19 protein-coding genes and 1 tRNA gene are annotated in these 14,072 nt (G+C 58.6%); 15 read left to right on the top strand and 5 right to left on the bottom strand.

The window, feature by feature from the left end; all coding sequences use genetic code 11:
- Positions 1–141: 141 nt before the first annotated feature.
- The 7 genes from argJ (at position 142) to DY251_RS10265 (ending at position 5,389) form a co-directional block, all read left to right on the top strand.
- Entirely contained in the window at positions 142–1,383 is a 1,242-nt protein-coding gene (gene argJ, locus DY251_RS10295) for a bifunctional glutamate N-acetyltransferase/amino-acid acetyltransferase ArgJ (RefSeq protein WP_116623787.1), read from the top strand.
- Positions 1,383–2,168: a GNAT family N-acetyltransferase gene (locus tag DY251_RS10290; RefSeq protein ID WP_116623786.1), complete on the top strand. Its 786-nt coding sequence runs from the start codon at positions 1,383–1,385 to the stop codon at positions 2,166–2,168. The genes argJ and DY251_RS10290 overlap by 1 nt, the downstream gene beginning before the upstream one ends.
- 2 nt (positions 2,169–2,170) lie before the next feature.
- Positions 2,171–2,584 carry an 8-oxo-dGTP diphosphatase MutT gene (gene mutT / locus DY251_RS10285; protein ID WP_425373289.1) on the top strand — a complete coding sequence of 138 codons (414 nt, stop codon included), beginning with the start codon at positions 2,171–2,173 and terminating at the stop codon, positions 2,582–2,584.
- A gap of 173 nt (positions 2,585–2,757) precedes the next feature.
- Complete coding sequence (locus tag DY251_RS10280) at positions 2,758–3,966, top strand: methionine gamma-lyase (protein ID WP_116623784.1); 1,209 nt, start codon at positions 2,758–2,760, stop codon at positions 3,964–3,966.
- 68 nt (positions 3,967–4,034) lie between these two features.
- Positions 4,035–4,490: an Lrp/AsnC family transcriptional regulator gene (locus tag DY251_RS10275; RefSeq protein ID WP_116623783.1), complete on the top strand. Its 456-nt coding sequence runs from the start codon at positions 4,035–4,037 to the stop codon at positions 4,488–4,490.
- A gap of 310 nt (positions 4,491–4,800) precedes the next feature.
- A complete protein-coding gene (locus DY251_RS10270) occupies positions 4,801–5,106 on the top strand; it encodes a hypothetical protein (protein WP_116623782.1) in 306 nt (101 codons plus the stop codon).
- An 82-nt stretch (positions 5,107–5,188) separates the two neighbouring features.
- Positions 5,189–5,389: a Flp family type IVb pilin gene (locus DY251_RS10265; RefSeq protein ID WP_245415914.1), complete on the top strand. Its 201-nt coding sequence runs from the start codon at positions 5,189–5,191 to the stop codon at positions 5,387–5,389.
- A gap of 5 nt (positions 5,390–5,394) precedes the next feature.
- On the opposite strand, the gene DY251_RS10260 is transcribed toward DY251_RS10265, so the two are convergent.
- Positions 5,395–6,252, bottom strand: a complete 858-nt coding sequence (locus DY251_RS10260; protein WP_116623844.1) for a methyltransferase domain-containing protein — start codon at positions 6,250–6,252, stop codon at positions 5,395–5,397.
- A 71-nt stretch (positions 6,253–6,323) separates the two neighbouring features.
- Between DY251_RS10260 and DY251_RS10255 the strand changes: the two genes are divergently transcribed.
- The 5 genes from DY251_RS10255 to DY251_RS10235 all read left to right on the top strand — a co-directional run bounded on the left by DY251_RS10255 (position 6,324) and on the right by DY251_RS10235 (position 9,638).
- Positions 6,324–7,097: a ComF family protein gene (locus DY251_RS10255; protein ID WP_116623781.1), complete on the top strand. Its 774-nt coding sequence runs from the start codon at positions 6,324–6,326 to the stop codon at positions 7,095–7,097.
- 23 nt (positions 7,098–7,120) lie between these two features.
- Complete coding sequence (gene grxC, locus DY251_RS10250) at positions 7,121–7,387, top strand: glutaredoxin 3 (RefSeq protein WP_116623780.1); 267 nt, start codon at positions 7,121–7,123, stop codon at positions 7,385–7,387.
- A 5-nt stretch (positions 7,388–7,392) separates the two neighbouring features.
- Positions 7,393–8,253: a carbon-nitrogen hydrolase family protein gene (locus DY251_RS10245; protein ID WP_116623779.1), complete on the top strand. Its 861-nt coding sequence runs from the start codon at positions 7,393–7,395 to the stop codon at positions 8,251–8,253.
- Positions 8,250–8,675 carry a DUF1178 family protein gene (locus DY251_RS10240; protein WP_116623778.1) on the top strand — a complete coding sequence of 142 codons (426 nt, stop codon included), beginning with the start codon at positions 8,250–8,252 and terminating at the stop codon, positions 8,673–8,675. The genes DY251_RS10245 and DY251_RS10240 overlap by 4 nt, the downstream gene beginning before the upstream one ends.
- 63 nt (positions 8,676–8,738) lie before the next feature.
- Positions 8,739–9,638: a DMT family transporter gene (locus tag DY251_RS10235; protein ID WP_116623777.1), complete on the top strand. Its 900-nt coding sequence runs from the start codon at positions 8,739–8,741 to the stop codon at positions 9,636–9,638.
- Here DY251_RS10235 and ubiG read toward each other — a convergent pair.
- Positions 9,608–10,354: a bifunctional 2-polyprenyl-6-hydroxyphenol methylase/3-demethylubiquinol 3-O-methyltransferase UbiG gene (gene ubiG, locus DY251_RS10230; protein ID WP_116623776.1), complete on the bottom strand. Its 747-nt coding sequence runs from the start codon at positions 10,352–10,354 to the stop codon at positions 9,608–9,610. The two genes, DY251_RS10235 and ubiG, sit on opposite strands and share 31 nt — an antisense overlap.
- Before the next feature lie 94 nt (positions 10,355–10,448).
- Positions 10,449–11,294, bottom strand: a complete 846-nt coding sequence (gene gluQRS, locus DY251_RS10225; RefSeq protein WP_116623843.1) for a tRNA glutamyl-Q(34) synthetase GluQRS — start codon at positions 11,292–11,294, stop codon at positions 10,449–10,451.
- 71 nt (positions 11,295–11,365) lie between these two features.
- On the opposite strand from gluQRS, the gene DY251_RS10220 reads away from it, so the two are divergent.
- Both DY251_RS10220 and DY251_RS10215 read left to right on the top strand, forming a co-directional pair.
- Positions 11,366–12,025, top strand: coding sequence for a DNA-3-methyladenine glycosylase family protein (locus DY251_RS10220; protein ID WP_116623775.1), 660 nt, complete (start codon positions 11,366–11,368; stop codon positions 12,023–12,025).
- Positions 12,026–12,130: 105 nt separating this feature from the next.
- Complete coding sequence (locus tag DY251_RS10215; protein WP_116623774.1) at positions 12,131–12,688, top strand: HNH endonuclease; 558 nt, start codon at positions 12,131–12,133, stop codon at positions 12,686–12,688.
- Here the strand turns inward: DY251_RS10215 and DY251_RS10210 are convergent.
- Together DY251_RS10210 and DY251_RS10205 are read right to left on the bottom strand one after the other, a co-directional pair.
- Positions 12,685–13,191: a disulfide bond formation protein B gene (locus tag DY251_RS10210; protein WP_116623773.1), complete on the bottom strand. Its 507-nt coding sequence runs from the start codon at positions 13,189–13,191 to the stop codon at positions 12,685–12,687. The two genes, DY251_RS10215 and DY251_RS10210, sit on opposite strands and share 4 nt — an antisense overlap.
- An 18-nt stretch (positions 13,192–13,209) precedes the next feature.
- Positions 13,210–13,797: a YqaA family protein gene (locus tag DY251_RS10205; RefSeq protein ID WP_116623772.1), complete on the bottom strand. Its 588-nt coding sequence runs from the start codon at positions 13,795–13,797 to the stop codon at positions 13,210–13,212.
- 173 nt (positions 13,798–13,970) lie between these two features.
- On the opposite strand from DY251_RS10205, the gene DY251_RS10200 reads away from it, so the two are divergent.
- A tRNA-Leu gene (locus DY251_RS10200) sits at positions 13,971–14,055 on the top strand.
- Positions 14,056–14,072: the final 17 nt, after the last annotated feature.

Here is a 14,072-nt window from a genome sequence, read left to right as displayed (position 1 = left end):
CAAACGTCGATGCGCAAGGTCGGAGAGGCGACAGGCATTTTCAGGCCATTTTTTTCGAACATGAAAGAACCTCGCGATACTTGCGTGCCGCGCCGGTCTAAGGCAAACGGAACACACATCTCAAACAGGTCGATTGTCACCATGTCTGATCAGATTTCGCCTCTCGCACCTCGGAAATACCCCAAGATGCCAGCGATCAAAGGTGTGCGCATCGCGACAGCCGAAGCGGGCATAAAATACCGCAACCGCACCGATTTGCTGACAATGTTGCTGGATGAGGGCACCGAAGTTGCGGGCGTTTTCACGCGCTCGAAATGCCCTTCGGCGCCAGTCGATTACTGCCGCGAAAACCTGCCCGGCGGCAAAGCGCGCATACTTGTGGTGAATTCGGGCAATGCCAATGCCTTTACCGGCAAAAAGGGCCGCGAAACGACCGCTGCAACCGGCAAAGCTGCGGCCAGCGCGGCGGGCTGCAAGGTGTCGGAAGTATTTCAAGCTTCGACAGGCGTTATCGGCGAACCCCTCGACCCCGCAAAGTTTACCCATTTGCTGGGCGAAATGGTGGGACAGGCAACGGAAGATCGCTGGCTGGATGCGGCCAAGGCCATCATGACCACGGATACATATCCGAAAGTGGCGACCATTACGGTGAAGCTGGGCGATGTTGATGTAACCATCAACGGTATTGCGAAAGGCGCAGGCATGATCGCGCCCGACATGGCGACCATGCTCTCGTTCATCGCGACCGATGCGCCCATTGCCGCCCCGGTGCTGCAGCAGCTTCTCTCGAAAGGTGTGGGCGCAACATTCAACTCCGTCACCGTGGACAGCGATACGTCCACCAGCGACACGCTGTTGCTGTTTGCCACGGGCGCAGCGGCCAAGCGCGGCGCGAAGCGGATCAATGACCCGCGCGATCCGGCGCTGATGCCTTTCAAGCGTGGCTTGAACAAGATATTGAAGAACCTTGCGCTTCAGGTTGTTCGCGACGGCGAAGGCGCGCGCAAACAGGTTGAGATCACTGTAACCGGCGCACGTTCTGCACGTTCGGCAAAACGCATCGCGCTTTCAATTGCAAACTCGCCGCTTGTGAAGACTGCCGTTGCCGGCGAAGACGCCAATTGGGGACGTGTCGTGATGGCTGTCGGAAAATCCGGCGAGCCTGCCGATCGCGACCTTCTTTCAATCTGGTTCGGCGACAATCGCCTTGCGCATCAGGGCGAACGCGACCCGAATTATTCCGAAGAAGCGACTTCTACATATATGAAGAGTGATGAAATCCGCATTCGCGCCGATATCGGCATCGGTCGCGGTAAGGCGACGGTCTGGACCTGCGACCTGACAAAGGAATATGTCGCCATTAATGGCGATTACCGCAGCTGATGATTACAACCGGCACCAATGCCACGGGAGGCACAAGCCTTCCATTGGTTCGGCGGTTTGAGGCGGCAGGATTTCGCGCGTGGCCGGCGGCCTCCGTGCATTATGACGGCACATGGGTCGTGCGGCTCAATGCGGGGCACCCGGCCAAGCGGCTGAACTCGGTCAATCCGCTCGACCCCGGCGACGTGCAGAACATTGAAGAGCGCGTCGAGCGCGCAGCACGCTGGTTTGAGGCGTATGGGCGTGCGCCGACATTTCGACTTTCGCCCCTATCGGGCCGACCGATCTCCGATTATCTCGACAGTCAGAACTGGCAGACAATGTCTGAATCGCTGGTGATGCGGGCAAATCTGGATGATCTGCCCGTAGATAACGCGATCCTGCAAATTCCGCTGAAGGACATCGGCCGCTTCATCAATGCTGCGATGGCAGTTCACGCGATAGACCCAGCCCTTCGCCCCGGTCTTACCGAGATCATCAGTTCAATCCATGCGGAAGCCGGGCTGTTCGTGCTTGAAGATCAGGGCACGCCACTGGCGACCGCTGTCTGCGTGCATGACGGCGATCTGGCGGGGCTCTTCGAGATTGCGACCGGTCCGCGCGAACGCGGCAAAGGTTATGGCCGCCGCGTCGTGCTCTCTGCTTTGCGCTGGGCGCGTTTGCGCGGCGCGCAACAGGCGTGGCTGCAGGTTGAAGCCGACAATGCACCTGCGCTTCGGCTTTACAACGCAATCGGCTTCTCGGAAGTCTATCGCTATCACTATCGTCGTCCGCCGGGAGCATGAGATTGGAAACGCCAGTTCGTCCGATTCTGCTCGTCGTTGCCTGCGCGCTCGTTGACGCCGATGGTCGCGTGCTCATCGCGCAGCGCCCCGAAGGCAAGCAACTCGCGGGGCTTTGGGAGTTTCCGGGCGGCAAGGTCGAACCCGGCGAAACCCCGGAGGAAACGCTGGTTCGCGAGTTGCGTGAGGAGCTTGGTATTGAGACGCAGACCGCCTGCCTCGCGCCGCTGACCTTTGCCAGTCACAGCTATGAAAAGTTTCACCTGCTGATGCCGCTTTATGTTTGCCGCAAATTTACGGGCATTCCGCAGCCGCTGGACGCGCAGGCACTGAAATGGGTGAAGCCGACGAAGCTGCGCGACTATGACATGCCACCGGCCGACGCACCGCTCATTCCTTTCCTTATCGACCTGCTTTAGCTGAAAATCAGAGCTTTAGCATATTTCGCTAGTGGTATACTCATCGAGCTATCACATCTGCTAAAAACCGCACGATTATAAGCAGAGTTTGGCAGCACTTGCCCCGCGATTGGTGAGAGACTTCGACCGTAAACGATTGTCCGATTTCGGGCGATATTGGGAGGAAGTTTCTCGTGGCGTCGAACAAGTCTGCTGGTTTTGCAACGCGTGCCATTCACCTTGGCTATAATCCGAACGACCACGAAGGCGCGCTGACGCCGCCGCTGCACCTGACATCTACCTTTACGTTTGAGAATGTCGATCAGGGCGCTGCGATCTTTGCTGGCGAGCGTCCCGGCTATTTCTATTCGCGCATTTCCAACCCGACGCTCGATCTGCTGGAACGTCGCTGTGCCGATCTGGAAGGCGCAGAGGCAGGGCTGGCGCTCGCATCCGGCATGGGCGCGATCACGTCGGTTCTGTGGACTTTTCTCGTGCCGGGCGATGAGATCATCACTGACAAGACGCTTTATGGCTGCACATTTGCCTATATGCGCACGGGTCTTGCGCGGTTCGGCATCAAGATCACCTACGCTGATATGACCGATCCGCAGGCTGTTGAAGCGGCTATGTCCGACAAGACGCGCATCGTCTATTTCGAGACGCCAGCGAACCCGAACATGCGCCTGGTCGACATTGCGGCGATTTCGAAGATTGCCAAGGCGCGGGGCGCCAAGGTTGTCGTGGACAACACGTATGCAACGCCGGTGCTGACCCGCCCGATTGAACTGGGTGCCGATATCGTCGTGCACTCAGCGACCAAATATATGGGCGGTCATGGCGATCTGGTCGGCGGCATCGCGGTTGGTTCCGCCGAGGATATGACGCAGGTTCGGCTCGTCGGCATGAAGGATATGACCGGCGCGGTAATGGCTCCGTTCAACGCCATGCTGGTGCTGCGTGGATTGAAGACGCTCAAGCTACGCGTCGAACGCCATTGCGAAAATGCGATGATTGTCGCGAAGATGCTGGAAGCGCATCCGGCGGTTGGCCGGGTCTACTTTCCGGGCCTTGCTTCCTTCCCGCAACATGAACTGGCGCTGCGGCAGATGCCGGGGTTTGGGGGAATGATCGCCTTTGAACTCAAGGGCGGCCACGATGCGGGGCGCACGATGATGGATCGGCTGAACATGATCCATCGCGCGGTGTCCCTTGGCGATACCGAGACGCTGATCCAGCATCCGGCTTCCATGACGCATTCCACCTACACGCCCGAAGAGCGCGCCGCACACGGCATTTCGGAAGGGCTTATCCGCCTGTCGGTGGGCCTCGAAGACATTGAGGACATTATCGCGGATCTGGAGCAGGCGCTGCCGAATGTCCCGTCCGCGCTCGCGGCGTAATATTCGCTGTTTCAAATCCAAGCTGCGCATGGCATTTCCTTTGGCAGATTCTGCCAAAGGATTGCTCAATGGATAGCAAAGATCGACAAATTATCGCGGCTCTGCAGCAGGATGGCCGCCTGACCAATCAGGAGCTGTCGGAGCGCGTAGCGCTTTCGCCCTCGCCTTGTCTGCGACGCCTGCGTCTGCTTGAGGAAGCAGGCGTTATCAAGGGATATACGGCGATTGTCGACGAGCAGGCATATGGCCTGCCCATCACTGCCTTTGTGCGCATCCGGCTAGAGCGCCATTCCGAAGATGTTATCGCGGCATTCGAGCGCAAGATTCGCGATCTGGATTCAATCCTCGATTGTTACGTCATGACCGGTGACGCGGACTATCTGTTGCGCGTGCTGATCGAGAGCCTCCACGACTATGAGCAATTTGTGCGCACCAAGCTGCACAGGATTGAAGGCATAGCGTCGATTGATACGAGCTTCGCCTATGGCGTGGTTAAGCGCTCGACGGTGTTTCCAAAAGTGTAAGGGTTGGCTAACATACCCTCAGCCGCCTGCGGGCACCACCCTGCCCTGCGCGATGGCTCCGGGCGTTTGTCATTTGAAAAGCCTATTTTTGGGCTTTTCATCCGCTCCGCCGACCACTCCTCACCCCCAAGGGGAGAAGGTCGCGGCAGGTGGATGAGGGGGTACATCGCCTCTCTGATGGCGGCGCCGATTCACCGCCTGTTAACGGTATTTCGATCATCGGTGGTTTGTTAACGAGTCGTTGAGCCGAACGTGAAAATTCTCTTCAAAATCCACAACCTATGCGCGAAACGGCGTGGTGAGGGATATTATGGAGCAGGAAAGCGGCTGGGACATCGTTCGCAGCGAAAGGGGTTGGAGCATGCGTGAAGCTGGCATGGGGCTTTTGCGCGCCACGCTGCTGTTTGGTCTCGGCATAGCCGCACTGACAGTCATTATCGTTCCGGCTCTGGACAAGCGGAGCAGCGAATGGGCCGATGGCGCTGGTATCGACGCGATGCAGGTTGGCTCTATCGATAAAGGCAACACCTACACGATCCGCAGAAGCGTGCTGCAACCGTCCCCGGATGCTGTGTGCATTATTCGGCAAGACGGCACGAGCACCGGCACATGCTGAACGGATGCGCGACTATTCCGCTGCAATCTTAGCAAAGCCGCATCAAGCTTTTTAACAACCGCCTGCTACCGTCGAGTCATAGATGGGCGGAAACCTCATGCTACATATAGCGCGAATATTTTTAATTGATGATAGTGGCGCGACAGCGATCGAGTATGGATTGATTGCTGCGCTGATTTGTGTCGCGCTCCTTGGCGGAGCAAAGAGTGCAGGCTTCTCGGTAAATGCGCTTTGGAACAACAACGCCCAAACTGTAGGCGACGCCTTGGCCAATTCCCAATAGGGAAGCTACTTCAGCACCTGCGTGAGCGAAACCTGCGCTGAGCCCGGCTTCAGCGGTTTCGGCTGCGACGCATCCGGTGCCCAACCGGACAACCATACAATCGAAAACGTAGCGCGAATCCGTCCGTCGGGATCGGCAAAACGTTCTGCATAGATTTCCGCTGCACGCGTAAAAAGTCGGAGGGAAACCGGCCTGCGGCTACGGTCCATCAATGCGTTCGTCGCCCCCATCGCACGCAGATCAGCCATCAACGCGAACAAATGCGCATAGCGCACGGTTATGATCTCAATGTCGGCAACCGGCAGGGCAAAGCCCGCGCGTTGCAACAGGGCACCGGCATCGCGAACGTCCGTAAACGGCGCGACACGCGGAGCAGCGCCACCGGTCAGCTCCGTCTCGGCGATGAGCAGGCACTCGCGCAATTCCCGCAAGGTTTCGCCGCCCGCCATTGCGGCCAGCAAAAGCCCATCGGGTTTCAACGCGCGTCGAATCTGAAACAGAAGGCCGGGCAGATCGTTGATTTCCTGAAATGCCAGCAAGGAAACAGCCAGATCGGCGCTTTCCGGTTCAATTGGCAATACCTCGGCTGAAGCCACAATGCCTTCGCTCGTACCCAGCAAAGCAGGGTCACGCTCAACACGGACGACGCTGCCGACTTTGCCGCTTTCCATAAGCACCCGCGCTGCGTCGTCTGTGGTGCAGAAAACGGCGATGGCACGTTTGAATTTACGCTCGACCGTGGCAAGCCGCTCGGCGAGATCTTCAGCAACGCGCGCCATGAGGAAATCTGCACCATCGACACGCGAACGCAAGGCGCGCAGCTTGCGAGCGAGCAAAAGATCCGTGTCGAAGAGTGGCTGCAATTGCCGTTTCTTTCCTGTTGTGCCGCGCGCTTGCTTGCGCAATACCAGCGCGGTTTCTGGTGAAGCAAGCGATGACTGCGCTCAAGGCTTTTTTTAGTTCATTTGCGGATCGTACCGCTCAAATTCTTTTCCCGGCGACCTGCATTGGTTGTGCGCGTCTTGTTTCTGCTCCCGGCACTCTATGCGCCGGATGCTGGCCTGGCATTCGCTTTTTAGAAAAGCCGTGGTGCGAGGTTATGGGTACGCCTTTCTCTCACGATATGGGCAAGGGGTTTCTCTCGGCCGATGCAATTGCAAATCCACCGCCTTTTCAGAGGTCGCGAGCCGCCGTGTCCTATAGCGGTTTGGCGCGTGTGATGGTGCAAAGCCTGAAATATCGCGACCAGACCGATTTCGCACCGCGCATGGCGCAATGGATGCTGCGCGCTGGTTCAGAACTGGTGCGTGATGCAGACATGATCGTGCCGGTTCCGCTGCATCGTTCGAGATTTTTCTGGCGGCGCTTTAATCAATCGGCGGAGCTTGCCCGTGCGCTTGCAGGGCTGTCGAAGAAGCCGTTTGCGCCGCATGTCGTGGTGCGTACAAAGAACACGCGGCAGCAGGTGGGACTTAAACTTGCAGAGCGGCAGGAAAACGTGCGGACCGCCTTTTCAGTGCCACAGCAACACCGGATCGAGATAGAGGGACGCCGCGTGCTGCTGATAGATGATGTCTACACGACAGGCGCGACGGTCTATTCCGTAACCAAAGCACTGCTGAAGGGTGGCGCAACGGCGGTCGATGTGCTCACATTTGCGCGGGTTTTGCCGGGGGACTTTCGGCCAGATGAGCCTGAGACTATATAAGTCGGCAACGGAACTGGTGATACATGCCTGAAGTAACGATCTATACGCGCGCGTTATGCGGCTATTGTGCAGCAGCCAAACGCCTTCTCGACAGGAAGGGCGTTGCTTACACCGAGCATGACGCAAGCTTTAGTCCAGAACTGCGCGCAGAGATGATGGCGCGCTCTGGCCGACGCACATTCCCGCAAATATTCGTTGGCGACGTGCATGTGGGCGGCAGTGACGATCTTCATGCCCTGGAAGATCAGGGCAGGCTCGACGGACTTCTCGCAAATGGCAAACTGGGTTGATTGAGATGAGTGTTTTTCTCGCTGCCGCCGTTCAGATGCGCTCGGGCACAAGCCCGGATCGCAACGCGGTGGATTTCGAGCGACTGGTGCGGGAGGCCGCATCCAAAGGTGCGCGCTACATCCAGACGCCGGAAATGACCGGCGGTCTTATCCGCAACAAGGATGCGCGCGCTGCGCTGTTCACTTCGGTTGAGCGCGATGTGATTGCCAAAACCGCCTCGCGCCTTGCGGCTGAACTCGGCATTTTCGTGCATGTGGGCTCGACGGCAATTCTGCGCGAAGACGGGAAGCTGGCGAACCGCGCGCTGTTGCATGGCCCCGATGGCGCGCTGATCACAACCTACGACAAGATTCATATGTTCGACGTCGATCTCGACAACGGCGAAAGCTGGCGCGAGTCATCAGCCTACGAGCCGGGAACACGTGCGGTCGTTGCGGATTTGCCGTTTGCAAAGCTCGGTTTCGCGATCTGCTACGATTTGCGTTTTCCACAACTGTTCCGCGCCGAGGCGTTGGCTGGCGCGCAGGTGCTCACCGTTCCCGCGGCTTTTACCCGCCAGACGGGCGAGGCGCACTGGCACACGCTGCTGCGCGCCCGCGCAATCGAGAATGGAGCGTTTGTCATAGCTTCCGCGCAAGGTGGCGTGCACGAAGACGGCCGCGAAACCTATGGCCATTCGCTGATTATCGATCCGTGGGGGCGAACCCTTGCGGAGGCTGACAGCAACGAACCCAGCACCATCGTTGCGGAAATAGACACCGCGCAGGTGGCGGCGGCGCGCGCCAAAATTCCGAACCTCAAAAACGCGCGTGCGTTTGAGGTGGATGAGGTTGCGGCGATTGAACTCAAGGGAGCCGCATCTTGATCCGGTTCTCTCTCATTTGCGACAATGCGCATGAGTTTGAGGGGTGGTTTCGCTCAAACGATGATTTCGACACCCAGAAAAAACGCGGCTTTGTCGATTGTCCGCGTTGCAACAGCACAAAGATTGAAAAGGCGCTGATGGCGCCTGCGGTTTCCACCTCGCGCAAGCAGGAAAAAATAGCGCTGGCGATGGGCGAACAGCAGCGGCAGGTGATGGCCGAGATGAGAGCGTTTGCCGAAAAGGTGAAAGCGGATGCAGACTATGTTGGCGACCGCTTTGCCGAAGAGGCGCGCAAGATTCATTTCGGCGAGGCTGACCAGCGCGGCATCTATGGCGAGGCGACACCAGAGGAAGCTCGCTCGCTCGTCGAAGATGGCGTGGAATTCATGCCTCTGCCGGTTGTACCTGAAGACCGCAACTAGGGCCGGGAGCTGGCATATCGCCTTGCGATTTGCTGGCGAGCCTGCGCCGTCTAGAAAGCGCGCATGAAATTCATCTGGGATTCGGCATTCGCCCTGCTCGTTGTCACCGGCTCGCTGCTGGGGCTGGTTTTGCCATTTGGCAAGGTAGCAACAGCCGTGGGCGTTGCGCCGCTTATGTGGGCCTTCGTGGTTTCATTCGGTGCGGGGACTGTGCTTCTCATTGCCCTGCTTATGCGAGGCGAGCGAATTTCGCTGAATGGCCAAAAGCTGCGCTATTTCTTTGGTGTCGCTGCAATCTCCTACGCAATCCCGAACATTGTGATGTTCTCTGTCATTTCGCACCTTGGAGCGGGCTACACGGGCATCATGTTCACGCTTTCGCCTGTTTTTACCCTGGTACTTTCCATTCTCCTGAAAGTGCGCAAACCGACAGCGCTCGGCATTGCAGGAATAGCCGTTGGCTTTATCGGCGCATTGGTCGTTGCGTGGACGCGCGGTGAAGCGGGACGCCCCGCAGAATTGCACTGGGTTCTGATCGGATTTTGCATTCCGCTCGCATTGGCCGCGGGCAATGTTTATCGCACGATTGCCTGGCCGGGGGGCGCTGGACCAATCGAGCTTGCAGTCGGCAGCCATTTGGCGTCAGCACTCATGCTGGTGATTGCGATGCTCGCGACTGGTGGGCCGCATTTCGCCGTGCTCGGCTCGATTCCATTGGTCGTGGCCGCACAGGTCGCCGCATCATCGCTGATGTTTGCGTTTTTCTTCCGGCTGCAAGCAGTTGGTGGGCCGGTCTATCTTAGCCAGATCGGCTACGTCGCTGCTGCCGTTGGCCTGATTTCCGGAATGCTGTTTCTGGGCGAAAGCTATGGCCTGCTGACTTGGCTCGGTGCGTTGGTGATTTCAGCAGGCATTGCCATGACGACAAAGGCTCAGGTCGCGCGCTCGGCAAGCAGCATGTAGTTCACGTCCATATCCTTGGAGCGGCTCCACCGGTCTGCAATCGGATTATAGGAAACGCCCGCCCGGTCGATCACAGTCAATCCGGCGCTGGAAATTGCAGTTTCCAATTCTTCCGGCCGCACCAGCTTTTCGTAACGATGCGTGCCGCGCGGCAACCACCGCAGCACATATTCCGCACCGATAATTGCAAGGCCGAGCGCCTTTAGCGTGCGGTTGATGGTGGCGACGAACATGAGCCCGCCGGGTTTCACCATCTCGCTGGTGCGGGCAATAAAGAGGTCGATGTCGGCAACATGCTCGACAACTTCCATGTTGAGCACGACGTCAAACTTCTCGCCTGCATCGGCCAGAGCCTCCGCAGTGGTTGCGCGGTAATCGATGCTCAGACCGCCCTCGGCGGCGTGCAAACGCGCGACCTCGATATTGCGCTCTGCTGGATCGACGCCGACGACAGTCGCGCCAAGACGCGCCATGGGCTCGCATAACAAGCCGCCGCCGCAGCCGATATCGAGGATACGCACGCCATCCAACGGACGCGCCGCCAGCGGATCACGCCCGAAGCGCTCCGCGACCTGATCGCGGATATAGGCCAGTCGGACGGGGTTGAACTTGTGCAGCGGGCGGAATTTGCCCACAGGATCCCACCACTGCGCTGCGATGCGCGAAAAGCGTTCGACTTCTTCGGGGTCGATGGTTGAGCGTTCTGCCTGCGCCATGCGTTTCTCCTTGGGAGGCAAGGAAGTCGGGTCTTGGGCCACAAATGTCAAGGTGGCGTGGTCGTTTCCGCTGCCCCTTCAATGCGCGCTTTCTTCAAAGGTCCAGCATCCGCTGGATATCTGCAGGCGTTTTGCCGGCTGTGCGCAGCGCACGCAAACCAGTGCTTTGCTCGCTTTTCGAAAGCTTTCTGCCATCCGGCCCAAGGATCAACTTGTGATGATGGTAGGCTGGAGCAGGCAAGCCGAGCAGCGTCTGCAGGACGCGCTGCACCGAGGTTGCCGCGAAGAGATCGCGACCACGCACGATATGCGTTACGTTCTGAAGCGCGTCGTCTACCACGACCGCAAGATGGTAGCTCGTCGGGATGTCGCTGCGCGCGATGATGACGTCTCCCCAAAGCTGCGGCTCGGCGCTGATGGTTTCGTTGGATGAAAGCTCGTTCCAGTGGAGCGGCCCAACGGCAGCGATTGCCTTTTCCATGTCCAGACGCCAGGCAAACGGCACGCCGGACGCGATTTTTTCGCGACGATGAGCCGCGCTCGCGTGGCGGTCTAGCGGCGGATAGAGCGGCGCACCGTCAGGATCGCGCGGCCAATATTCCTGCTCGGTGATGTAGGCGCGAATTTCACCGCGGCTCAGGAAGGCGGGGTAAATGAGACCCGTCTTGCGCAGTTTTTCCAGCGCTTCGCTGTAGGTATCAAAATGCTCCGACTGCCGACGAACAGGCTGTTCCCACCCGACGCCGAGCCATTCGAGATCGCGGTATATGCCTTGCTCAAATTCCGGCGTGCAGCGCGTGATGTCGATGTCCTCAATGCGCAGCAACATGCGCCCGCCTGATTCTTTGGCGAGGCGCTGGTTGAGCAGCGCCGAACAGGCGTGGCCCAGATGAAGCTCTCCGTTTGGACTTGGTGCGAAACGAAAGGTAGGCGCGTTCATTGCTGCCAGAATCGGGTTGTGCGGAACGATGTGAGATAGATAGTGCAAACACGCCGAAACGGGAAAGACTCATGCGGCGGATAGCAACGCTTGAAGACATTGCGGAAGGGCTGGAGGCGCTTTGCAAGGCAGATGCGCGGCTGCTTGGCGTGCGCGAAGCAGCGGGCAGCATCCCGCTACGACTGCACCCGCCGGGCTTCGCAAGCCTTGCAGCGGTGGTGGTATCGCAGCAGGTTTCCACGGCCAGTGCTGCGGCTATCCACGCGCGTTTCAGCGCGCTGTTTCATCCGCTGACTCCGCAGGCATTGCTATCGGCCGATGATGAAGCGTTCCGGCAGGCGGGGCTTTCGCGACCGAAGCAAAAGGCGCTGATCGCAATTGCCCGGGCAATCGAAGACGGTCTCAACCTCGAAAGCGTTGTTGATCTGGACGGCGAAGCGGCAATGGCTGCGCTGACTTCCGTATCCGGAATAGGACCGTGGACGGCGGAGGTCTATCTGCTGACGGCTGCCGGGCATCCCGACGTGTTCCCCTCCAAGGATGTGGCTTTGCAGGCAGCCGTGCACCACGCGTTGAACCTCGAATCACGCCCCGGCGATAAGGCTCTGGCGGCAATGGCCGAATCATGGTCGCCATGGCGCGCGGTCGCGGCGCGGCTGTTCTGGGCCTATTACCGCTCCATAAAGGGGCGCGACGGCCTGATGACTGCGCCCGCGCCACAACAAAACTGAAGAATTTCTACGTTTGGACGATGGTGCAATGCGCAAGAGCGCTTCACAATCTCGTCACGTCAGGCATACATTGTCAGCACCAGTGATTTGGGCGGAGGTGAACGAGTGACGATCGCCGTGTCTCCCGATGGGCTACCGGCTCTGGTGCTGAACGCGGACTACCGCCCGCTCAGCTACTATCCATTGTCGCTGTGGTCCTGGCAGGACGCAATCAAGGCTGTGTTCCTTGATCGCGTGAATATTGTCGCTGAATACGAGCACATGGTTTCGTCGCCGACCTTCTCGATGAAGCTGCCGAGCGTCGTGTGCCTGAAATCCTATGTGAAGCCTTCGCGCTATCCAGCCTTCACGCGCTTTAACGTTTTCCTGCGCGACAGATTCCATTGCCAATATTGCGGGACCGACCAGGACCTCACATTCGATCATGTTATCCCACGGCGTTGCGGCGGCGCGACGACGTGGGAGAACGTAGTCGCCGCATGTTCCCCCTGCAATTTGCGCAAGGGCGGATTGCTACCCGCACAGGCCAAAATGTGGCCGCGCCAAAAGCCATACCAGCCAACCGTTCATGACCTGCACAATAATGGCAGGCTCTTCCCGCCGAACTATCTGCACGAAAGCTGGATGGACTATCTCTACTGGGATGTCGAACTGGAGCCTTAAGCGCGCTTCGCTGCAGCCCAACCCGCAACCAACATCAGCACAAAGCTTACGACTGCGTTCCAGCCAGCGAACGACAGGCCGAGTACGCGCAGTGCAGCGGTGTCGCAGGATGGCGGGATGACAGTGTTGATGGCATCGAGCACGCCCTTCCCGCCTGTGTCGACAGGCGCAACCGCGCCGCAATCAGTCGGACCGGCCCACCAGTTCCACTCGACACCTGCGTGCTTCACGCCCAGATAGAGGCTGTAGGCCATGATGGCCGCACCGATCCACAAGAGGACGCGCGTCAACATGGGCGGCCAGCGCAGATAGGCCGACAACGCAGCCAGCAACATGAGCGGCGCACCGACGTAGTATGGCGTGCGCTGCGCATAGCAAAGCTTGCAGGGAATGTAGCCGCCAATGTGCTGGAACCCGAGCGCCGTGCCGACCGTGATCGCCATCGCCACTGCAAGAAAAAGCGCGACGCGCAGATGAGTCGACGAAGGCGTGACGGCATTCATGTCAGGCAGTCCTGTTAGCTAGTGCAGATATTTGATGGCGATGTAGAGCAAAATCACGGCAGCGGCAGCAAGCGCCGCAATTGTTCCGAGACGTTTTTCGATGAAATGCCGAATCGGCTCGCCATAGCGCTTGAGCAGCCACGCCAATGCAAAGAAGCGCGCACCACGCGCGACAATAGCCAGCAGGATAAACAGCCAGATATTGACGCCGACGACGCCGGACAGAATCGTGACCACCTTGATGGGCGGCAAATGCGCCAGGCCGGACGTAACCAGCAGAATGATGATGAGCCCGATGCCGGTCGAGTTTTTCAGGTGCTCGAATTCATCCAGCTTGCCGTAAAATTCCAGTATCGGCTTTGCCAGGCCCTCATAAGCGTAATGGCCGAGGAACCACCCGGCGATGCCGCCGAGCACCGAGGCAATAGTCGCGACCAATGCATAGCGATAGGCGCGATCTGGCCTCGACAACGCCATTGGCAGGTAGAGAACGTCGGCAGGAACCAGAAAGACGGAGCTTTCCACGAAAGCGATGATGGCAAGCCACCACTCTGCCGATTTGCGCGCCGCCAGCGACAGCGTCCAGTCATAAAGTTTGCGAAGCATTGCGCATCCGAATTTGGCGATGTCGCGTGTCTAGTGAGATTTCGAGCCCGGAGCAATGGCGGCGCGCAATGAACAACATAAACGCCTCGTGATTGATTCCTGATAAGCACTGTTGACGAGGAAAGCCGCATTCGTGTACTGCCGCTCCCGTCCGGTGCGATTTTGCACCTCGGGCCCCTATGGCGGAACTGGTAGACGCGTCCGACTCAAAATCGGATTCCGCAAGGAGTGCTGGTTCGATTCCGGCTAGGGGCACCATTTCTCATCTCAGCTAT

Origin of the sequence: Mesorhizobium denitrificans (assembly GCF_003403035.1) — a bacterium.
Classification (GTDB): domain Bacteria; phylum Pseudomonadota; class Alphaproteobacteria; order Rhizobiales; family Rhizobiaceae; genus Mesorhizobium_G; species Mesorhizobium_G denitrificans.
This window is presented reverse-complemented; position numbering and strand designations above follow the sequence as displayed.

Coding starts and splice junctions, on each gene's coding strand:
- argJ (WP_116623787.1), top strand. CDS start 142: ATGTCTGATCAGATTTCGCCTCTCGCACCTCGGAAATACCCCAAGATG.
- DY251_RS10290 (WP_116623786.1), top strand. CDS start 1,383: ATGATTACAACCGGCACCAATGCCACGGGAGGCACAAGCCTTCCATTG.
- DY251_RS10275 (WP_116623783.1), top strand. CDS start 4,035: ATGGATAGCAAAGATCGACAAATTATCGCGGCTCTGCAGCAGGATGGC.
- DY251_RS10270 (WP_116623782.1), top strand. CDS start 4,801: ATGGAGCAGGAAAGCGGCTGGGACATCGTTCGCAGCGAAAGGGGTTGG.
- DY251_RS10265 (WP_245415914.1), top strand. CDS start 5,189: ATGGGCGGAAACCTCATGCTACATATAGCGCGAATATTTTTAATTGAT.
- DY251_RS10255 (WP_116623781.1), top strand. CDS start 6,324: ATGACTGCGCTCAAGGCTTTTTTTAGTTCATTTGCGGATCGTACCGCT.
- grxC (WP_116623780.1), top strand. CDS start 7,121: ATGCCTGAAGTAACGATCTATACGCGCGCGTTATGCGGCTATTGTGCA.
- DY251_RS10245 (WP_116623779.1), top strand. CDS start 7,393: ATGAGTGTTTTTCTCGCTGCCGCCGTTCAGATGCGCTCGGGCACAAGC.
- DY251_RS10235 (WP_116623777.1), top strand. CDS start 8,739: ATGAAATTCATCTGGGATTCGGCATTCGCCCTGCTCGTTGTCACCGGC.
- ubiG (WP_116623776.1), bottom strand. CDS start 10,354: ATGGCGCAGGCAGAACGCTCAACCATCGACCCCGAAGAAGTCGAACGC.
- gluQRS (WP_116623843.1), bottom strand. CDS start 11,294: ATGAACGCGCCTACCTTTCGTTTCGCACCAAGTCCAAACGGAGAGCTT.
- DY251_RS10220 (WP_116623775.1), top strand. CDS start 11,366: ATGCGGCGGATAGCAACGCTTGAAGACATTGCGGAAGGGCTGGAGGCG.
- DY251_RS10210 (WP_116623773.1), bottom strand. CDS start 13,191: ATGAATGCCGTCACGCCTTCGTCGACTCATCTGCGCGTCGCGCTTTTT.
- DY251_RS10205 (WP_116623772.1), bottom strand. CDS start 13,797: ATGCTTCGCAAACTTTATGACTGGACGCTGTCGCTGGCGGCGCGCAAA.